The organism is Clostridium sp. AF50-3, from assembly GCF_003477445.1.
Lineage (GTDB): Bacteria > Bacillota > Clostridia > Lachnospirales > Lachnospiraceae > Otoolea > Otoolea fessa.
In genome coordinates this window covers 61416-80003 of sequence record NZ_QUDH01000004.1, presented here as the reverse complement: position 1 = coordinate 80003, position 18588 = coordinate 61416, and the positions used below count along the sequence as shown (strand labels likewise).

The following is an 18588-nucleotide window of genomic DNA, read 5'->3' as shown; positions in this document are numbered from 1 at the left end:
TAACATACGTCAGCGAAACCGGTTCCTTAGATGGATCGGAATATGCTTCCCTGTTTTTTACATAGCCATATCCCCTGTAATCTTCCAGTAAACGTGCTTCCTGAACGTCCGTAATTCCCGCAGATTTTGTAATCGTTATATAATTCTGACCATCATTTCCGTATACGAGCTGCATAAACTCTCCTTCCCGGTTTATAAACCTCTATTCGTACAGATCTTCCATCGTACAAGGCACATAACTTGTAACAACCTCTCCCCGACTTCCTGCTTTTCCAAATATCATTCCGAACAATCCCTGTTTTTTTATCTCAATCCGCTTCCGCTCAATCGGAAGTTCCCCAAAACTGGCTATCGTCCATAAAAACGGAAGGGCGATTCCATAAGGCGCTATCATGCGCTGTTCCTGATCCACCTTTACTCCATAAGCTGCCACTGAAAAATAATTTTTATGTTCAAATATGTCTTTTATCTGCTCAGAAATATTCTCCACCGCATTCGGATTCTTTTTTAAATAATCCAATACTTTTTGACTGGCCGCCTTCACTGCATCTCCGTCCAGATATCCGCGTTCCGTCAGACATACCTTTGCATCGTCCGCCTGATACATTCCCTCTGCCACTCCCTCCAGCAAATCACTTTTTGTGAGGATAATCGCCGTGGGGATCTCGCTTTTATCATTTCCCATAAGGGCTATCATATTTTCAACATTACTTAATACTCTGTTGATATCACACTGAACTTTATCTTCTGCCGGTGATTGTTCATTAATCTTCTGTAGTCTTCGATCGATCTGAACCGGATCAATGCAGAACCAGAACGCGTCCGCACAGGAGCAGATTTGCCTCCGATTGATAATAAAGCTTCCGTCCGCTTCCTTATTTTCGGACGTATCTTTCGGAACAAATGCCTCGCCCGGCATATCCACAACCGTATAAATCGTTATTTTGTCTCCAGTTTTTACTTTCAGCGAAATTAAAGGGATTGGATTTTCCTGCTTTTCCTCCACATTCGTTTTCTCTGGTTTTCTCCCTGCCTGATAGTCCTTCAATACCTTTTCATTGAATATCTCATAACGGCTGTCCCGGACATTTTTTACTGTAATAACTCTTTCTTTATCCCCTAGTTTTTGATCCAAATATCCATTGATCCGGCTTACTAGCGCCGCCAGATATGCAGTTTTTCCCACTCGCGAGCTTCCAAGAAGAACAATTATCTTCTCCTCATAAGTTCCCGCCGTAATATAAAACTCATTTCCACATTTCGGACAAACCATATGCTGATAAACACACTTCGGTCCATCCAGTGAACTGGTAATCAGCTGAGAAATAAATTCATTTTTCTGATCATCTTTCTGTACCGAAAACTGGCAGGTACAATCCGCCAAAACCGTCTTCCTGTCACGATTCAGAAGTTCCACCAGCCGCTTTACTTTTTCAAATCCGCCCTTAACGTCAGAACCACGGTAAAAATGTATGCGGTTATACAATTTCTTTAATGCATCCATCTGGATTTTGTTCTCTGAGTCATATAAACACACTTCATACTTCCGCTCGATGAACTTCAACACATATCCACTTTGTATGGTCAATCTATCATTGTCAGATAAAATTTCTTCCGTATTTGCCATATCATACTTCGAAAGATACAGCCCAACCTTGATTACCTGAAATAATTCTGCCAGTTCCCTAAGCGAATTTTCTCCCATCCGCTCTACCTGATTTTTTAAATAATTGCAGATGATTTGATCCAAATTGACTGCCAACTGATCTGCTGAAATGGTTTCACCGCAGTTTGTACAATGTATCTTATGAAATTCCATTTTTCCCTTGTCCTTTCCACTTTAGCACTGTTTCAGCTCGATTATTTTACAATAAGGATTCTCCACCATAAGTTCAAAACTCTGCTCATTCAAATTTTCTAAAACCATAAGCTCTGTTTCTCTGCTTATGGGATAACCAAGCTTCATTTTTACCCGGTTACATTTTGCAATCACGATATTAGCCGGAATCTGTGCATCACACTGCGGAAATGTAATTCTATAACCATGCTTTTCACGTTTCAAACTCCATAAAACCCGGATTTTTCCGCCTAACGGAACATCATGAATCCACTTTTCTGCCACATCACCAGACTGAAAATGGGCAATGACCAGAAAAGAATACAAGCCCCGCTCACTACTCATTTTCTTTTCCACATAACCAAATTTTTTCTGAGGCTCATGCAGGATTCCTGTCTGAAACACTGCTGTTTTCTCATATTCTTTTTTCCGGTAATAAATGTCCAGGGTTTCGATTTCCAGATCATCCCATTCCCATTTCAGGCGAATGATTCCGCCTTCACCTGTTATCTCAATGTGCTCTATCATCAACAGCCATCTCCTCTGATTTCCCTGTAATCCACCAGTTCAAAGCAGCCTTGGGATTCCCACCAGACCTCCTTTACCCCTGGTTCTTCTTTGCTCATTTTCTGTTCCTGTCTGGTTTCATAAATAATTCTTTGTTTTCTCCCTCCACACTCATATGGAATATGCGCCGCATAATAAATCTGCGAACCTGCTATACGGTGCAATCCCTCTGATTGTTGCTGAAATTCACCAATCAACTGCTCTCGTTTCTCCCCCATCTCATTTTCCACCCTGCTTCTGATTTTCGGGAGTATCATTTTCTCTATCTTTTCCAGACACGAAGATTCCAGTACAGTTTCATTCCAGTTCAATATTTCCGAAAAACTCTTCATATTCTCTTCACTATATCCCCGTTCCAGGTTATTTTCATCCAGGCTTACTTCCCTGTAAATCAGCTTAATCTGACTTTCTTCGCTAGCACGTTTTCTCTCAATTTCTCCCTTATAGCGCTGAAACTCATCTGAACCAAGATAAGCTTTCATTTCTTCCACAACTGCTTTTCTCTGTTCCGCCACAAAACAATTCGCCTCTCTCTCCCAGATATCCTGCCTTAAACGCTGAACCGGCAATTCAAAGCGGATATTTTTTCCAAATCCCAATAAATCCCGCTCCAGCATTACTCTGGTTTCCAGTGAGCTGGAACGAAAATCCTCCATATTTCCTTGATATTCCGTAATTAATGCATCACAAACCTCTTTCATGCGGCGCTCCATATCACGTAAACTGCACTTCTGCTGATTTAAAATATTAAAAGCGGCCTTCTTTTTATTCTCTATTGCGAAATTATCACCCAGAAAATCACGAAAGGCCGTCACCGTGCCATACATGACCGTCTGCAGTTTCCTGTATGTAATATCTTTTTCCTTTTCCAATTCATTGATCTGAAACGGCATCGTCAGAAACTGCCGGATCCATTCCCTTATCTGAACACTGATATTAGAAAATATCAGATTCTCTATGTGCTTTTTTAGTTCTTCTTTCAGATCACATTCCTGCTGCTCTTTCTGTTTTTGCAGCAGTTCTTCCAAACACGCAGCCAATCTCTGTTTCACTACATCATACTTCCAGTATCCCAAAGTATATGCTTTGTATGGTGTTCTTTCTCCATATAATTTCAGAAACAGAGCCATGGCAATCGCCCGTATCACATGGGCATAGGCTTCTTCCATATTTCTACTAAAGATTCCAATATTGCATGAAGTATCTTCTTTCCGAATCTCTGCTGTTATCTGCTTCAGATCATTTTTTTCCACTCCCTGATCATAAATCAGGTAATAGCTAATTTCATAGGAAGAACGTCCCTTCTGCCCCAGACTCTCCCTTACATTTTCTGTCAGATTTTTTATTGCATCTACAGACACTGCTTTCATCATTACGATAACCGGAATATAATACGGGATTAGCGGCGACAGAACTCCCATCGCCGCCCTGGTAGCAAACAGATCAATTGCTTCATCAATCCGTTTTCTGTTTTCCCCCCCACTTTTCAACTGAAGAAACTGCACCGCTTCCTCCCAGTGCATCTTCTCCAGCAGCTTTTCCTGAATCCTTTCTGTCACGTCATGGTCATCTGCCCCCAACGTGATACTAAGCAGGTAATACGCTATACTTTTTTTATAGCGTTCTGTGTCTGTCTGTTCATTTCTGATCATTTCCAGTTCATGATTTAAATTTCCAGTTTTCATAGCGTATTCCTGCCTCTCTCACTTATGTGTTTTACTGACTAGCAGTATAAGTCCAGCCGCTTATAGAAATCATCCAGCATATTCGGCATTCCCGGTTTTCCAATCATCGCAAAATCCTTCTGTGTTGTATACTTGTTCAACTGATTGATTGCCTCATTTACTTTTGCCTTTAACTGTGCTCCTCTGGACTTATAGGCATTAATCATTTCCTTGTCCTGATTTGCCTGTTTAATGTACTCATCATGATCTTTCTCTAATTCAGCTACGATCTGCTCGTCAATCTCACAGAATTTTTCAAAAACATGGTAAACCGCATACGTTTTTTCAACTGGATTAAGAGAAAAGTAGTTAACAAAAATCCTCTGTTTTCCCGTTGAATCCTCATAATATGCCAATTCTTCCTCATCCTGAATCCGAATAATTCCAGCCTTGATCAATTTTGCGAACCGAACTGTATCTGAATTTAGTTTCTGTGCTTTTGATAATGTCTGGTTCTGCTGATCGATCATATCTCGGCATTCTTTGTAAATCTCAAATGTTTTACATAAACGCTTGTAGAGGAATCTCTGCATACGCATTGCTTTGTAAAGATTGCCAGAGTTTGTGATGTTCATCATCATGCTGCCATTCTGAATCGGAATTTCCCGTATACTATCTCTATTAGTTGTGCAAAAGTTATACAATTCACTCACAAATCCTGTTCCCGCATCCATAAGACCATCTTTCTTCATGTATGTATCCTTGCACCAAGTTAAAATTTCATCTTTTCCTGTTTTTGTTAAAGCATCGTCATTCAGTACATAGGCTTTGTAAAGCCCCTGATTTGTCTGCTGAATCAACCCTGCTTCACAAAATGCATCCGTCTCTCTCTGTACCAACTGTGTATACTGAACTTCATCCGGATCTACATATCCCTGTGGCCAAAAAGCTTGATTATCTAATAATGGTAAATCATTCCAGTTGTCTTCTTCCGTTTCTTGTAGGTGAACTCCAAAATCATTATTTTGTAAGTTTGTCTTATATTCATTTTCATAAGAATGAATATCTGGCAAAGCAAACATTGGGATTCCAGCCGTCAAATTATACCAGTATATCCGATTGCGATCTGAACTATATGCCACGCTGGCATTTTGAACACCGCCAACATATGCAGTTACATTCGCCGTCAGTGTTCCAGCATTAGCCGGAACAATAATCCAGTTATTTGATGGAAGACTACTCATTGGCATCTGTGGAATAGACGGAAATAAAACACCTGCATTCTGTTGTAACTGGCTACACATTGCAGTTATCGCACCTGCTACACTCTGCTGACTATACTGCATCATTAAAAATTGATCCAGAGAAAGAGCAACGATTGGCGCAAACTGGCTTTCCAGGAAATCTACAAATGTCTGAATTGGATTAAATTCTTCGCTACTGTTAATCCACTCCTTTTTATTTCTCCAAATTTCACTTTCAAAAGCTGTTACCAGTCCAGTCTTTGTTTTCTGCTGCAACATTGCATCGAGATATGTCATAACCGCCTGCACCGCAGTCGTACTCTGTGAAAAATCAAGAAGCTGACTTGCATACGCCGCATGAGATGGCATATTTCCACTCATAGCCAACTGATAGTTGCCATCCACAAGATTTTTTATGTAAGCAAAAATATCAATATACTTCTGTACCTCTGCTATTTTCCCTTCCAAATCAGCAATCGCTTCCTCCAGGCACTTTCTGACATAATGGTCATATAAATACTCCTTATCTTCCCAAACCAGCCGTTCTACACAAGCTTCTCCATATTCATCAAATGGGAAGAACACATAATGTCCATTTTCGATACGATTCATATGTTCTATTGCCTGCTGACGCCCTGCTCTTGCACCGTTGATCTGATTCTCCAACTGCGTTTCATAATAATCTTTTTTTATCTGTTCCAGTGTTCCATTGATTGCATCCCCCGCTACACGTCTGTTGGCTAACAATTCTCTTAAAAAATAGATTCCAAAAGTGGATCCTGTAAATTTTGCTTGAAAATCTTTTGCTATGTTACTAGCAATCACTGATGTATTCTTCTGCCTTGCAACATCCCATTGTGTATACATACTGGTGTGATATCCCATCCACAAAGATTTTATCTGATTATACCATCGCTGATCTTTTACCATTTCTCTGGTAATTCCATTCTTCATGTCCTTTGTATATTTTAATAATGCTACAGCAGAATCCTGAATAATCTGGTTTCCCACAGAAGCAGGATCCAATCCATAATTTCTCAATGCAGTATCTGCATCCTGCTGTGTGGCATGAATATTCCAGCCCGCCTGCATTTTATTCACAACACCATATGCTACATAGGCCAGCATCTGATCTAGCGGTAATTCAACTGCACCAATTCCAATTCCAAGATACTGATAGTACGCATTCCGCGGAATGTTAGGTCCCTGTGCATTCACCCTCATTCTTACTGCAACCTTCTGATTATCAAGGAACGATCTGGAAATCATCTGACCATTATTATCAGTTGTATCGGTAATCTGAGTCAGAACATTGTCAATTGCTACCCGCTGGCTAAAACGATCTGGACTCGGCACTAAACCCGTTCCGCGTTTTCCAGAAACTAAAACGCAAGACTCAAACACGTTTTCTGTACTGTCTACCTCATAACCTGGTGCATAAATAGCTTTAAAGTGTCCTGCATTTCCCATCTCAGCCAGATTCATCAAACTGTCAATTTCCTGCAAGGCTGCATAACTGTTTTTTTCAATATGAGGGGCCGCATTGCGTCCTACCACATAAGTATCCGGAAGAAAAATATAGCCATATACCTTTATCGCCCAGCCAGCCCTACGGGCAATCTCTCTGACAATATATGGAATATCAACGATAGTTCCACTACCGGTTCCTCCGCCTACTCCGGCGAATACGTAAACAATCAGCTCATTCCCACCAACTGCATTTAATCTGGTAAACTTATTAGAAATACTCGTCCATAACTCACCTATTGTGATTCCCCCAAACAGCAGACCTCTTCCAGCCTGACGAATACCACCAGCTCCTGCACCTACCAGATTAGCACTGAGTGAGGTATTCATCCATGATTTAATATTGTCCGGCCATCTAGCTGAATCCGCCAATACAGCAGCTACATTAGCATCATATAAGTGAAATACTTCCTGATCCTGTGGTGCATCGCTCAATCCTACTTCTCCCAATCCCCCCTGGCATAGCTGTCTCAACGAATTATCATCCGTATCAATTGCCAGATATTCAAAATTATCCGGTTTTATCTTATTCGTCGGACACTTAATTTTTTTATAAACTTCGGTTTTCAAATGAGCTACTGTACTACAGCCTTTTCCACCAAGTCCAATAAAAAGGAATTTATCCGTTGACGGATTCTGCTTCTGCACACCTGTTAAGAAATCCGAATAGCCTCCTCCATTCGCAAACCCTAATTTGTCCAATCTCTTTTTCTCTTCTGCTGTAAGTGCCATTGCTTTTTCCTCCTGTTTTATATTCTTTTATAATTCATAGAAACTACCAACGTCTCCTCCGGTACTGTCGTATCCTCCTTCCCATATTTATCAAACTGGAATCCGATACGCTGCTCATGCTTCATAACCGGATTGTAACCGCTTCCTTCATTTAAGGATATCGTCTGTTTTTCCCCGTCAAACGGAAGCAGGCGTACATGATTTCCTGTTTTTGTCAGCTTTATTGTGTATGGCTGTTTGCTGCCGCTAATCCGTACATGACTGGCTTCTTCTTTAAACGTATCTACCGCTCTGATAAACGCTTCTTTCTGGACTTCTGTTCCGTAGGCGCTATAATAGCCTTTCAAAATCTGCAACAATTTATCTGCGGTTGCGCCTCTTTTTCCCAGAGACCTTAACTCCATATTGCATGGAATCTGGTAACGTTCACTCTTGGATGTTCCTGTTTCCGGATCTGGTCCTGTATACTCTACAAAAATATCATCCAACACCCCCGTTACTCTCTCTCCCCCCTTTGTCTTCCGCCAGATAAGCCACAGAATCAACAATGCAACCAGTACCGGAATCGCCACACGCCGGATCATTCCTGCAGCCGTTTCAACCCTGATTCGGATCTGCTGCCCAATTGCTATTCCGGATGCATTTTTCGCGCCGACCGTAAGCCACGTCTGTCCCTTTTCCTTTCCCGTGATAACCAGGATATGACCGTCTTTTATCTCTGCGGCAGCTTTGGAATCCGTTCCTTCCACTTCGTAAGACAATCCATTTCCCTGCGGATCGGAAAAATACAAATCCAGATCTTTCTCAATCTGTTTTCCTTTTCGGACATATACTTTTCCTATTTTCTTCGTGATTTCCGCCGGTTCTCCCGTCACATTCAGTTCAATCGCCGGGCTGTCGCGGAAAAATCCATTTCCTTCTACATGGACCGTACAATCATACGTTCCTTCTTTTTCCGGTCGATAAACGCTTCCTAACATATTCCCTGAAAGGTTTAAATCAATTCTGCTTTCCGAGCCATCCTCCCGGCTGACGATTGATGCATAGCCACTAAGTCCCTGATACAGAGCTTCATCTGTTACCTTTTCTTCGCCTGAGTACAGACTGGCTTCAATATATACACTTCCCCCCAGCTCCATTCTGGTACAATCGACATGAACCTTTAAATCCATATTGTAACTATAGATCATCCCTATCTTGATCTGATCTCCCTGGACGCCTTTTACATTTACTGTCCATTCTCCGATTTCCGGATAAAATAATTTCACAAGTGAATAGGTTCTGGAAGCTGTATAGCGTGCTTTTGATTCATCCCCCAGATTTACAGCTTCTCCAGACGGCGCTGTCACCTGAATGTCTTCTACCTGCACACCCGATAACAGGATGATATTTGCCTCCATCACGCGGCTGCTTTCTACCGTAAAATGTTCCGTATGATATTCCCCGTCCGCCGTGTACTCGTTCAATGTAAGCGCTTCCGATCCTCCTATTTCCGCAATGATCGAATTATAAAAATCTGGAAGCTCCTGCACACTGTTTGCAATATGATAGTTAGCCGACGTAGATAACGCTATCTTGGACAATTCCCCCTCGTCTACGTTTCCATCCGCATTTAACCCTATACAATAAATCTCGTATCCATGTTCCTGTGCCTGCTGAATCGCCGTATCGACATCTCTTTTTGAATCTTCTGTTGTTCTTCCCGGTGTCCCCGCATCTATATCCGTCTGACCATCCGTAAATAACAAGATGATTTTTCTATCTTTCTCCGGCATTCCAGACAATACTTCCTCCGCCTTCAAAAGTCCCCATCCCGTATCTGTATGAGCTGGCGGATCGTATACAATCCCCTCTAAAACTGCTTTCATACTTGCACGGTTCTGTCCGTCTCCCATATCCAGAAGTCCTGTTGTATTCACCCGATTGGAAAATTCCACCAGCCCCAGATTCATGCCGGCTGCTTTTTCCATATCTACGAACATCTTTGCTCCCTCAATCGCAATTCTATCTGGATCTGAATGAAGCATTGAACCACTCTCGTCCATCACCATCATTACATCGGTTGTCCGGGTTGTGTCATCCGCGATCACATCCTGTCCCGTATTTTCCCTCAGTCCGCTTACACGTTTTCCGCCGCACGCAGCCAGCAGAAGCAGGACTAAAATTCCTAAAAAAAAGATTCCTCTGCGTTTGTTATTCATTCCCATCCTCCTCTTGTCAAGTTTCTACTGCTGTTTTACTCCAGTTCCTCGATCCGCAGTGCTTTTTCTATCCGCCCACTTTCCTGATTAATCAGTACCGCGCCATCTCCCAGATTTGCCAGCTCATCCGGCTCCATCCTCGCCGTCAGCTGCTGACTGACTGTGCTGCCCTTTGTACGGACCGGCAGCCACGAAAATGGTCGTTTTGTGTCATTGTGTGTTTCACTTACTACGGTCCTAAGATATGAACCTATCATTTCCGAATATTGCTTTGCAACCACAGGGTTAGCGCACTTGAATAATAAAATCTTACGAAAATGCGGAAGAATTTCTTCTCCTCCATGTTCCACCCGGCTGCACACACTCTGCATCGTGCCTCCCGCTATAATCTTTGCCATCGTAACGGATGGATTCTGTAATATCCGTTTCATCCGCCCGTCTTCTATATCTACCGAATCGATTACCAACAGGCAGGGAATGCCGCTTTCTAAAATCAATTCCAGTTCTACTGCTAAATAATCCAGAATGGTTCTGCTGTTGACAGGTAAGTGGATCGATACCAACGCCTGTTTTTTTACGGCAGAAAGCAGGTTTACCACATTTTCTTCTTCTCCATCCCATATTCGGCTGCGAAATTCTCCGGCAAAGGATTCTATATCATTTCTGACCTTGAGCATGACTCCTTCTGCCATCAAGTTTGCAAGCAGCTCATCTGCCATCTCCGCTGGCATATCACATAATTCTTCCTGTTCCAGCTGCTCTATATTTTTATTGCACAAACGCAATAAATTCGACAAGGTATATGGCTTCTGTCCATATTTTAAAATTTTCAAATAACTGCGGACTCCGCTTCTGTACTGACTGGATTGGTTCCGTTCTCTTTCCGGATAAAGTGCTTCCAGAATCTTATTCTCATTTAATCCCCAGAATGGCATATAATTTTGATTCCTGTAATTCACAAATGCCATCGGTTTATTCTGATATTTCGCCAGTTCTGGATAAGAATAGATTAAGTTTTTTAACTCCGCTTCCAGACTCGGATTATTATGAAGAACCAAAATTGCCCGGTGGGCAAACGCCCTTGCAATTCCCTGTTCCACCGCAATATCCCTCTGAACCATATCACCGCCAAACACCGCATAGCTTTCTTCCAGATGACTATCTGGCAGCCATTCTTCCAAAGATACACTTCTCCGCTCTATAATTCCTCTTTCGTTATAAGGCTCAACCATATTTCAATTATCTCCTATGGCATATATTCAAACTGAAACACAAATGGATCTGGTTCATCTGCAATTCCTACCACAGCCTGTCCCTTTTTTAAGGCAAGCTGATCCCAGCTCTCTACCACATACCCTTCCCGTTCCCGTTTTACCGGCTGCCGGTCAATTCCTGTATATTGAAAACTAACCACATTTCTTCCAAACAAACCCGATATGTACTCTCTCGACGCATTATCCGATGTCCGGAAAGCAAACACGGTTCCAAAACCGCCCGCTATCACCGTTCCCTTCTCCTGTCCATAACTGTCATACAACTGATTGACGGACTGAAGCCCCGCAATGACTTTCACTCCCATGCTTCTTCCAAAATTCAGCGCATCATCCAGATGCTGCAGTTTAGGAAGCAATTTTAATTCATCCAGTACCAGATACACGTTTCCCTTTTCTTTCTCACTTCTTCCAAGTGCTTCTTTTAAGGCTAAATCAATGAGCAGTCTGTATATCGGCGTCAATACCTCTCCCACCGTCAAATCATATTCTATAAAAATAGCTTTTCCGCCTTTTTCCCCAACTGCATTCCGGATTGAAAAACGCCCATTCTGGTCGTCTTCCTGAAACACACCGATAAAGCAGTCGTTTACCATACTTTTCAGCTCTCCCAACACGCCCAGTGCCTGACCGCCCGTGCCATCGCCAATATATGATAAAAGGCTTTTCATATCTGCATACCGCTGAAAAATCTCCACATACTTCTTACTGTCCGCTCCCCTGAAAAACCGGATCAGCTTTTTATTATTTAATAATTTTTTCCGCTCGCTGTTTTCTTCTGCACAGCGAATAAAATAAATGATTACATTTGCGAAAATATCCCTTGCCGCATTCGCAAAAAACGGCTGTGTTTCCGAACCACGTCCCGCAAAGAGGGATGCCGCCATCTCTTTTGCATTTAGCTCATAATCTTCTGGAGCCGTTCCATCCGACAAAACTTCATCAAACAGGTTCCATCTGGCGCTGCTCGCACGATATTCCCGGCTGTTTCCAAGAACTATATCCTCTTTTTTCCCGAACCGTCTGTAAAAATCTCCCTTCGTGTCAAATACGATAAAAATATCATTCTCCGTATTCCTTGCCCGCAGCTGGTTCATCGTCAGATTAAATACATTCGTCTTTCCGCTTCCGCTGCCTCCAAGCATCAGAATATGTCTGGAAAAGAGCTCTTCGTTCAGCGTAAAAAAAGAATCCTGTCTGTCCCGGTTCCTATAAAGTACCTCCCATTCCGGTACCTCCAGCTTGGCTTCCCGCTTTAACTCGCCTCCCCAGACGGTTATTTTTTTTCTTGAAATTTCCATTTAGGCTGCCTCCCCTTCTTACGTTTTAAAATATCCGAAGAAGTAAAAGGATTGCCGCTATTACTACCACAACGGATATCCCAAGTTTTGAAAACCCCGGAATAAATACGGACAGTATATTCACAAGAAATAATCCAATAAATAGATATCGTCTCATTTGTCCATAAATCCGCCCTTTTCCAAGCAGGCAAAGGAATCCCCAGCAAACGAGCGTCATAAGAGACGCAGTTATTACCCAGGTTACCAGCTCATTGACTCCCTCCATCAGCCGATCAAAACCTCCGTTAAAGCCTATTCCTGCAAGAAGAACGATAACAACCGCCACCGCAATACACTTTTTGATTCCCGGAGACAAAACCACTCCTTTGTCTCCATCCACCTGCTTTCTGGCTGTTCTTCCGAGTCCTGGTGCGTTCTCAGAGGCATAATCCTGTGCTGTCCGAAAACCGTTCAAATGATCCAGGTTCGATGTATAGCTGTCAAAATTTTGTTCTCTTCCATATGTATATGGATCTGAATATGGTCCGCTTGTCTTTTTTCTCTTCACTTTATCCACTCCATTTATTCCATTGAATATTCATTCACAGCCTCATTTTCCTGCACTTCTAAAACTTCAACCGTTTCCTGAATGTCTTCCGCTGAACCTGTTTCCTCCTCCAAAAAATCAAGTCCGTCCTCCAGCTTTTGCACTTCATTTTGAACTTCCATGTCCTGCTTTATTTCCTGTAGCTGCCCCCTTAAATATTCTGTTTCCATCCGGATCGAATTTTTCGTCTGCAGGCACCTTTTCGCATCTTCCGCTTCATCTACCGTCAATTTTCCAGACGAATATGCCTTTAGAACCTGCAAATATTCCGACATTCTAACTTTATCCGGCTCATCTTCATATTCATCCCCCAGCAACTGATAAAACTCATCCCGCTTATTGATATATTCTTCAAACTCCGGGGTATTGATAAATCTGTCTTTGCAATATAAGACAAAACGTAATCCCGCATTATTGCTGTCCACCTCAAGACTTTGACGATGATATCTGGGTTCATCGTTTACATAGGCTTCCGTTTCTGCTTTTAGCAGTGCAATTTCTTCTTTTGTAAAAGACGTTGTAGTATCGCTTCCATAGTCCATACACTGATATTGCAGCGCATGATTTTCTTCATGGACAACGGTATCTAGTGCTTCCATCGGATTCTTTCTTGCTTCGTCCAGGTTGATCGTAATTACATTTCTTCCATATGAATAAGAACCATATACTTTCGGGTCACTCACTCTTTCTATGACAGGCCTCTCCTCTATGCCATGCCCTTCTGCATAACGATTTCCTACTTCCTGTAAAACGCGGAGCATCTCCCGCTCATCCCGGCATATCTCCTTCCACGCTTCTGGCTGAAAGCAATCTATTAACTCTTCCTCTGATAAATCAGCATATTTTGTATCTTGTGAAAGCTCAGGATTTACATTGCTATAATCTAAAATGTATTTTCCCATGCACTTTTACACCTCCCGTATGCTGTGAGGTGCTGTATCCTGAATTTCTATCGCTTTCTTTTCAAATTCAAAAATACGCCGGATCAGATGTTTCAAATTGAAATGTTCCTGAATATCCTCCCCTATATCTTCTACGACCATCTTTGCCTGTTCCCATTCGCCAAGCTGCCTCAGGCAATCGATATAGATCATCATTTGTTCGACCAAAACGGATGGCTTTTCTTCAAATTCTTTTTCCATCTGACTGGCAGCCGTTTTCCGTTCTTTCAACGCTTCTATCTTTTTCTGCTCCTCTTCATAAATCCAGCATAAAAGCAGATGGATATAACTTTCCTGCTCTAAATCATCCGTCAGCAGAAGCATCGCCTGTAAACGGTAAATGTCCTGATTTTCTCCTCCTGCTTCCAGAATCTTCTTATATTCCTCCGATTTAACCGTTTCTCTTATTTCCTCAGAAACCTGTTTTTCAATCGAAAAACCGCAATATCCGCAATCTGGACACTGTTCCACCAATGGATAGCCATCTTTCTGCATTGGTTTATTATCCAGCCCATAATCTCCCCTATAACAGGAATTTACTATCAAACCTTCAAAGCACTTTCCGCAGCAGCCGCAGGTCTTAACCTTATTTGTTATCTTCATAGCCATCCCTCCATTTTCACTGATAATTTTGTCTATCTCAGGCAAATCATGCATTCAATTCAAACAATCAGATTAAATTAATTATAACAAATAGTTTGATACAACTAATCCAACCTGCAAAAATGACCCATTTATATGCAAAAAAATCAACCGCCTTTTTTCAAAGCAGTTGATTTTCTTACAGAAAGCAAAATGTATTGTCACTTATATATGTATAAGTTTCCCCAACTTTTTTTATCTTTGCATAGCGCTCTCTATGTTCCATCGCATCCAGACAATACTCCGCCCCCATTCCCAGTTCTCTATATATATGCATTACCTCCGGTAACCGTTCTGTAAATATACTGTTATTCACATAGCACATTGCAGGAGTAATTGGATTCAGCTCCACTACATCTGGCACTAACTTTTCATCTTTTAAAAATTCCCCTATATCTAATATATAATTTTTCGGAAACCCTTTGATTTTAGATATCTCTTCTGCCATTTTCTCCGCAGCATACCGTTCCGACTGGGGAACGGTGTGCCGGATCGAATGTACCGCTCTGGAAGAATTCATCACTTTTCCATTCCAAATAACATGGCGTGATTCTTTTTTCCCTAATGAATCCCGTTTCATATCCAGCCATTCCGACATAAAAAGGACATCCTCTTTTGGGCAATGCATTTCAAAAAAAAGCTTTATTTCTTTATCTTTTTGCAGCAACCGGTTTGTTGATATTTTAGCAGTAAATCCCTTTTTCCTTGTTTTTACAAACACCCAGTTGGATTCCCGTAAAATTTTTTCTATTTTTTCCGGTATCTCCTCCTGATACAATTCGTCATAACAAAATGAAACGATTCTTCTTTTGCTTATCTGTAAATCAACCCAGTTTTCAATCTGTCTAATATCTGATTCATTCTCAACTGGAGAGCCCCCTGCCTGTTGGATTCCCCGGATTCCTTCATACATATATGGATAGGACGTCCGCAGCAAAATTTCCTGCTTGGATACATCTATGAACATTCCCGCAGCATCGGTTATCTCTTCCTTCTTTTGATTATATAAGCACGCACTCCCCAGCCGTTTTGCATATCGGAACTGAATCAACATCGGATCATTGTCTCTTAAATGTTCCAGTTCTTCTCTTATAAAGCAGTACAGCATCCTGATTCCTCCATAAAAAAGCCACAGTGCAGATCTCCCCACACTGTGGCTTTTACTTTTAGCAGGTCATCGGCGGACACTTTTTGCATACTGCGTTGCAGGTTGGTGCCGCGTTACGTTTGTTCTGGCTAAAAGTCTTTGGAGTTGTTTTGGCTTTCTGAATTACCTTCATATTCATATCCTCCTAAAATTAATTTTATAGATTTCAACAATACCTTGTTCCCAAGCGTATTGAATCATCTTTTTCCTCAGTCTGAAAAATAAGCCGATTCTAAATAAGCTTTCAGCATCTCTTTGTTAAATCCGCATACCGATTTATTTAAATTCGTCCTCTGGAACTTGCATCCTCCAAAACACAACGGAAGATATACGCAATCCCTGCATTTTTCATTGTCAAATGGATCATACGTCAAATATTTTGCAATGACCGTATAGTTTGTAGTGTCTGGAGTCAGTATATTAAAACACCGGTGTTCGATTCTTCCAACCTCATCCCAGCATTTATAAACATCGCCCACATCATCTATGACATAGCAATTTTCCGTCTCCGCTGTACAAAAACAAAAACGATCATCCATCACCGAAAAATCTTCTTTCGACTGTCCACCGTCTTCACAGGTCTTTACAGTAAATGCATCAAACTCTTCGGTCGTCATAAAATCACTCACATCATTGATCGTATCTTTATTAATATCTTCTACCGGTGAAGTATATACTTTCATATTTGGATTATCCAGGGAATCAATCATTGATTTTAATGCCATAAAGTCTTTCTGATTCTGGTTATCTACATTCATTCGTATTAACACTTCGATTGGAAAATCGGCAAATAATTTCAGGTTTTCTATAATTTTATCAAACGTGCCAGCCCCATTTCTCAATGGTCTCCGTACATCATGATAATTCTTCAATCCGTCCAGTGTGATCTGAATTCTGCTTACGCCTACTTCATCTAACATCTCCACAATGGGTTCTGTCAGCAAATATCCATTTGTAACCATATGCATGGAAACTGTACATCCTGAGCGCTGTGCTAAATCATTGATTCTTCTGGAAAGTGATTCCACAATATCCGGATATAAAAGCGGTTCTCCCCCGTACCAGGAAATATCCAGCTTTTTGGTTCCTTTTGAAATCGCATCCTCTACAAAGTCAACAATTGCATCCTGTATCTCCTGTGTCATCTTCCCTTTCCGTCTATTTTCATAACAATACGGACAGGCAAAATTACAATCCAGTGTTGGAGCAATCGTCAAGTACAGTGTTTCATTTGAAAATTTTGTTTTATAATGAAAATATTTCAAGAAATCCATTTCATTAAAATCATCTTCTACATAGATACCATTTTCTAAAAGTTCTTTTTTTATATTTTCATTCTGGATCTCCTGGCCTTCATATTGCGAATATTCCTCATCATCTAACAGGATAATCGCTTTGCTGAATGTGTTATAAATAATATTTTCATTATTATCTCTTTTATAGCAAAAATTAAATTTAGACTTTTTCATCTGCTTCCCCTTTATATCAAGGCACTCAAATATTTTGCCTCTGTCTGTTCATCCACTTTTTTTATTCCCAAGATATCTTTCAAAACTGTTTTTTGTATGTAGATACCTTTTTTTACTGATTACAACCTTATCTTGTGTATTCAGCACTAAAACATCTGTTTTACTCTTTTTTCCACTATGTTCTTGTTTCTCCTTATTCAGGCATTCTACATATTGTAAATTCACAAGAAAACTCTGGTGACATCTGACAAATTTTTCTCCAACCTGCTTTTCCATCTCTGATATTTTGTCCCGGCACTCATATACTGTTCCATTCACTGTATGAATCAATGTTATATGCGCTTTACTTTCTAAATATAGAATTTCCCAGCTATAAAAAGTACGCCTTGTTTTTCCCGAAACAATAATTCTCCCTTGTGTCTCTTTTTTCTGCCGCTCCATCGCTAATAAAAGTAATTTGTTTATATAATCCTCCCTGACTGGCTTAATCAAAAAACCAGCCGGTTGAACCGGTGTCAAAAAAATAGTCTGGGCATACCATTCACTATGAGCATCTGCCAGATAAATAATCTGAAGTGACGGACAAACATTTCTCAATTCACAGACAAAATCAATTTCATTCTTTTCTTTATCATTCTCAAAGCATTTTTCCTCTTCAGCACATATATCCATAAACAAAATATCCGCTTCTTTTCCATCCCTCAATTCATCTTTTATTTCTTCAAGCGTACTATAGCACGTAACACTGTTTACTAAATTTGTATTTTCCAAGAGCATTTCCATACTTTTCAATACTTCTACTTGAGTGCTGCACACTACACACCGCAATTTCATAGCAATATCCTCTGTTTTTCCGTACTTTTTCTTGATTTACGCGTAGCTTGATCTTTTGAATAAAATTATTATATCATTTTTCTTTTTGTTGTCAATTTTTATTATCACTTTTAGATGTTTGTAAATTACATTCTTTTCTTCTGTCACTTTCTATTATCTTTTCATGATAATTTAATTTATCTTTCGGAACGCTATCATTATTATAAAAAGGAGGATTTCCATGATCGTACAAACGGCTGAACGTATTCGCGAACTACGCGAAAAAAATGACATGACTCAAAGTGAACTGGCAAAACGACTCTCGATTACCCGTTCCAGTGTAAACGCATGGGAGATGTCCCTTTCCATCCCATCCAGCAAAATTCTTCCAGAACTCTGCAAGGTGCTTCATACTACCTCAGACTATCTTCTGGGAATGGATGACACGGAACTTCTGTCACTGAAACAGTATTCGGATGCTGAGCGGGAGATTTTATATCGTTTAATGCGTTACTTCGATGAATCGAAAGAGATGCAAAAGGAATCGTAATACAGGCACAATAAAAAAGGCTGCTGTGATATGAAATTACTGTTTGTTTCAATTCATTCAAACCATAATTTCATATCACAGCAGCCCCTGTGCTTT

Annotated in this window: 14 protein-coding genes; 1 reads left to right on the top strand and 13 read right to left on the bottom strand. The window is 40.8% G+C overall.

Going from position 1 to position 18588, the window contains the following annotated elements:
• Positions 1-202: 202 nt before the first annotated feature.
• From DW085_RS06120 to DW085_RS06060, 13 genes are all read right to left on the bottom strand, one after another.
• Positions 203-1819: a hypothetical protein gene (locus DW085_RS06120; RefSeq protein ID WP_118491843.1), complete on the bottom strand. Its 1617-nt coding sequence runs from the start codon at positions 1817-1819 to the stop codon at positions 203-205.
• Positions 1820-1840: 21 nt separating this feature from the next.
• On the bottom strand, positions 1841-2365 hold the full coding sequence (locus DW085_RS06115) for a hypothetical protein (protein WP_118491841.1): 525 nt from the start codon (positions 2363-2365) through the stop codon (positions 1841-1843).
• Positions 2365-4089 (bottom strand): hypothetical protein, encoded by a 1725-nt coding sequence (locus DW085_RS06110; RefSeq protein ID WP_118491839.1) that lies wholly within the window; start codon positions 4087-4089, stop codon positions 2365-2367. The genes DW085_RS06115 and DW085_RS06110 overlap by 1 nt, the downstream gene beginning before the upstream one ends.
• A 38-nt stretch (positions 4090-4127) precedes the next feature.
• Complete coding sequence (locus tag DW085_RS06105; protein WP_118491837.1) at positions 4128-7571, bottom strand: tubulin-like doman-containing protein; 3444 nt, start codon at positions 7569-7571, stop codon at positions 4128-4130.
• Between the two features lie 17 nt (positions 7572-7588).
• A complete protein-coding gene (locus DW085_RS06100; protein WP_182430810.1) occupies positions 7589-9772 on the bottom strand; it encodes a vWA domain-containing protein in 2184 nt (727 codons plus the stop codon).
• Between the two features lie 35 nt (positions 9773-9807).
• Positions 9808-11004 carry a hypothetical protein gene (locus DW085_RS06095; protein ID WP_118491833.1) on the bottom strand — a complete coding sequence of 399 codons (1197 nt, stop codon included), beginning with the start codon at positions 11002-11004 and terminating at the stop codon, positions 9808-9810.
• A gap of 14 nt (positions 11005-11018) precedes the next feature.
• Complete coding sequence (locus tag DW085_RS06090) at positions 11019-12344, bottom strand: type IV secretion system DNA-binding domain-containing protein (protein ID WP_118491831.1); 1326 nt, start codon at positions 12342-12344, stop codon at positions 11019-11021.
• A 25-nt stretch (positions 12345-12369) separates the two neighbouring features.
• Positions 12370-12891 carry a hypothetical protein gene (locus DW085_RS06085; protein WP_118491829.1) on the bottom strand — a complete coding sequence of 174 codons (522 nt, stop codon included), beginning with the start codon at positions 12889-12891 and terminating at the stop codon, positions 12370-12372.
• Between the two features lie 14 nt (positions 12892-12905).
• A complete protein-coding gene (locus DW085_RS06080; RefSeq protein ID WP_118491827.1) occupies positions 12906-13832 on the bottom strand; it encodes a hypothetical protein in 927 nt (308 codons plus the stop codon).
• A gap of 6 nt (positions 13833-13838) precedes the next feature.
• Entirely contained in the window at positions 13839-14474 is a 636-nt protein-coding gene (locus tag DW085_RS06075) for a hypothetical protein (protein ID WP_118491825.1), read from the bottom strand.
• Between the two features lie 178 nt (positions 14475-14652).
• Positions 14653-15567, bottom strand: a complete 915-nt coding sequence (locus DW085_RS06070; RefSeq protein ID WP_147353927.1) for a hypothetical protein — start codon at positions 15565-15567, stop codon at positions 14653-14655.
• A 302-nt stretch (positions 15568-15869) separates the two neighbouring features.
• On the bottom strand, positions 15870-17129 hold the full coding sequence (locus tag DW085_RS06065) for a radical SAM protein (protein ID WP_118491821.1): 1260 nt from the start codon (positions 17127-17129) through the stop codon (positions 15870-15872).
• A gap of 48 nt (positions 17130-17177) precedes the next feature.
• Positions 17178-17963, bottom strand: coding sequence for a LytTR family DNA-binding domain-containing protein (locus tag DW085_RS06060; RefSeq protein ID WP_118491820.1), 786 nt, complete (start codon positions 17961-17963; stop codon positions 17178-17180).
• A 220-nt stretch (positions 17964-18183) separates the two neighbouring features.
• On the opposite strand from DW085_RS06060, the gene DW085_RS06055 reads away from it, so the two are divergent.
• The gene (locus tag DW085_RS06055; protein ID WP_118491818.1) at positions 18184-18492 is read left to right on the top strand and encodes a helix-turn-helix transcriptional regulator; all 309 of its coding nucleotides are present in this window, start codon (positions 18184-18186) and stop codon (positions 18490-18492) included.
• Positions 18493-18588: the final 96 nt, after the last annotated feature.

Coding starts and splice junctions, on each gene's coding strand:
- DW085_RS06120 (WP_118491843.1), bottom strand. CDS start 1,819: ATGGAATTTCATAAGATACATTGTACAAACTGCGGTGAAACCATTTCA.
- DW085_RS06115 (WP_118491841.1), bottom strand. CDS start 2,365: ATGATAGAGCACATTGAGATAACAGGTGAAGGCGGAATCATTCGCCTG.
- DW085_RS06110 (WP_118491839.1), bottom strand. CDS start 4,089: ATGAAAACTGGAAATTTAAATCATGAACTGGAAATGATCAGAAATGAA.
- DW085_RS06105 (WP_118491837.1), bottom strand. CDS start 7,571: ATGGCACTTACAGCAGAAGAGAAAAAGAGATTGGACAAATTAGGGTTT.
- DW085_RS06100 (WP_182430810.1), bottom strand. CDS start 9,772: ATGAATAACAAACGCAGAGGAATCTTTTTTTTAGGAATTTTAGTCCTG.
- DW085_RS06095 (WP_118491833.1), bottom strand. CDS start 11,004: ATGGTTGAGCCTTATAACGAAAGAGGAATTATAGAGCGGAGAAGTGTA.
- DW085_RS06090 (WP_118491831.1), bottom strand. CDS start 12,344: ATGGAAATTTCAAGAAAAAAAATAACCGTCTGGGGAGGCGAGTTAAAG.
- DW085_RS06080 (WP_118491827.1), bottom strand. CDS start 13,832: ATGGGAAAATACATTTTAGATTATAGCAATGTAAATCCTGAGCTTTCA.
- DW085_RS06075 (WP_118491825.1), bottom strand. CDS start 14,474: ATGAAGATAACAAATAAGGTTAAGACCTGCGGCTGCTGCGGAAAGTGC.
- DW085_RS06070 (WP_147353927.1), bottom strand. CDS start 15,567: ATGTTGATTCAGTTCCGATATGCAAAACGGCTGGGGAGTGCGTGCTTA.
- DW085_RS06065 (WP_118491821.1), bottom strand. CDS start 17,129: ATGAAAAAGTCTAAATTTAATTTTTGCTATAAAAGAGATAATAATGAA.
- DW085_RS06060 (WP_118491820.1), bottom strand. CDS start 17,963: ATGAAATTGCGGTGTGTAGTGTGCAGCACTCAAGTAGAAGTATTGAAA.
- DW085_RS06055 (WP_118491818.1), top strand. CDS start 18,184: ATGATCGTACAAACGGCTGAACGTATTCGCGAACTACGCGAAAAAAAT.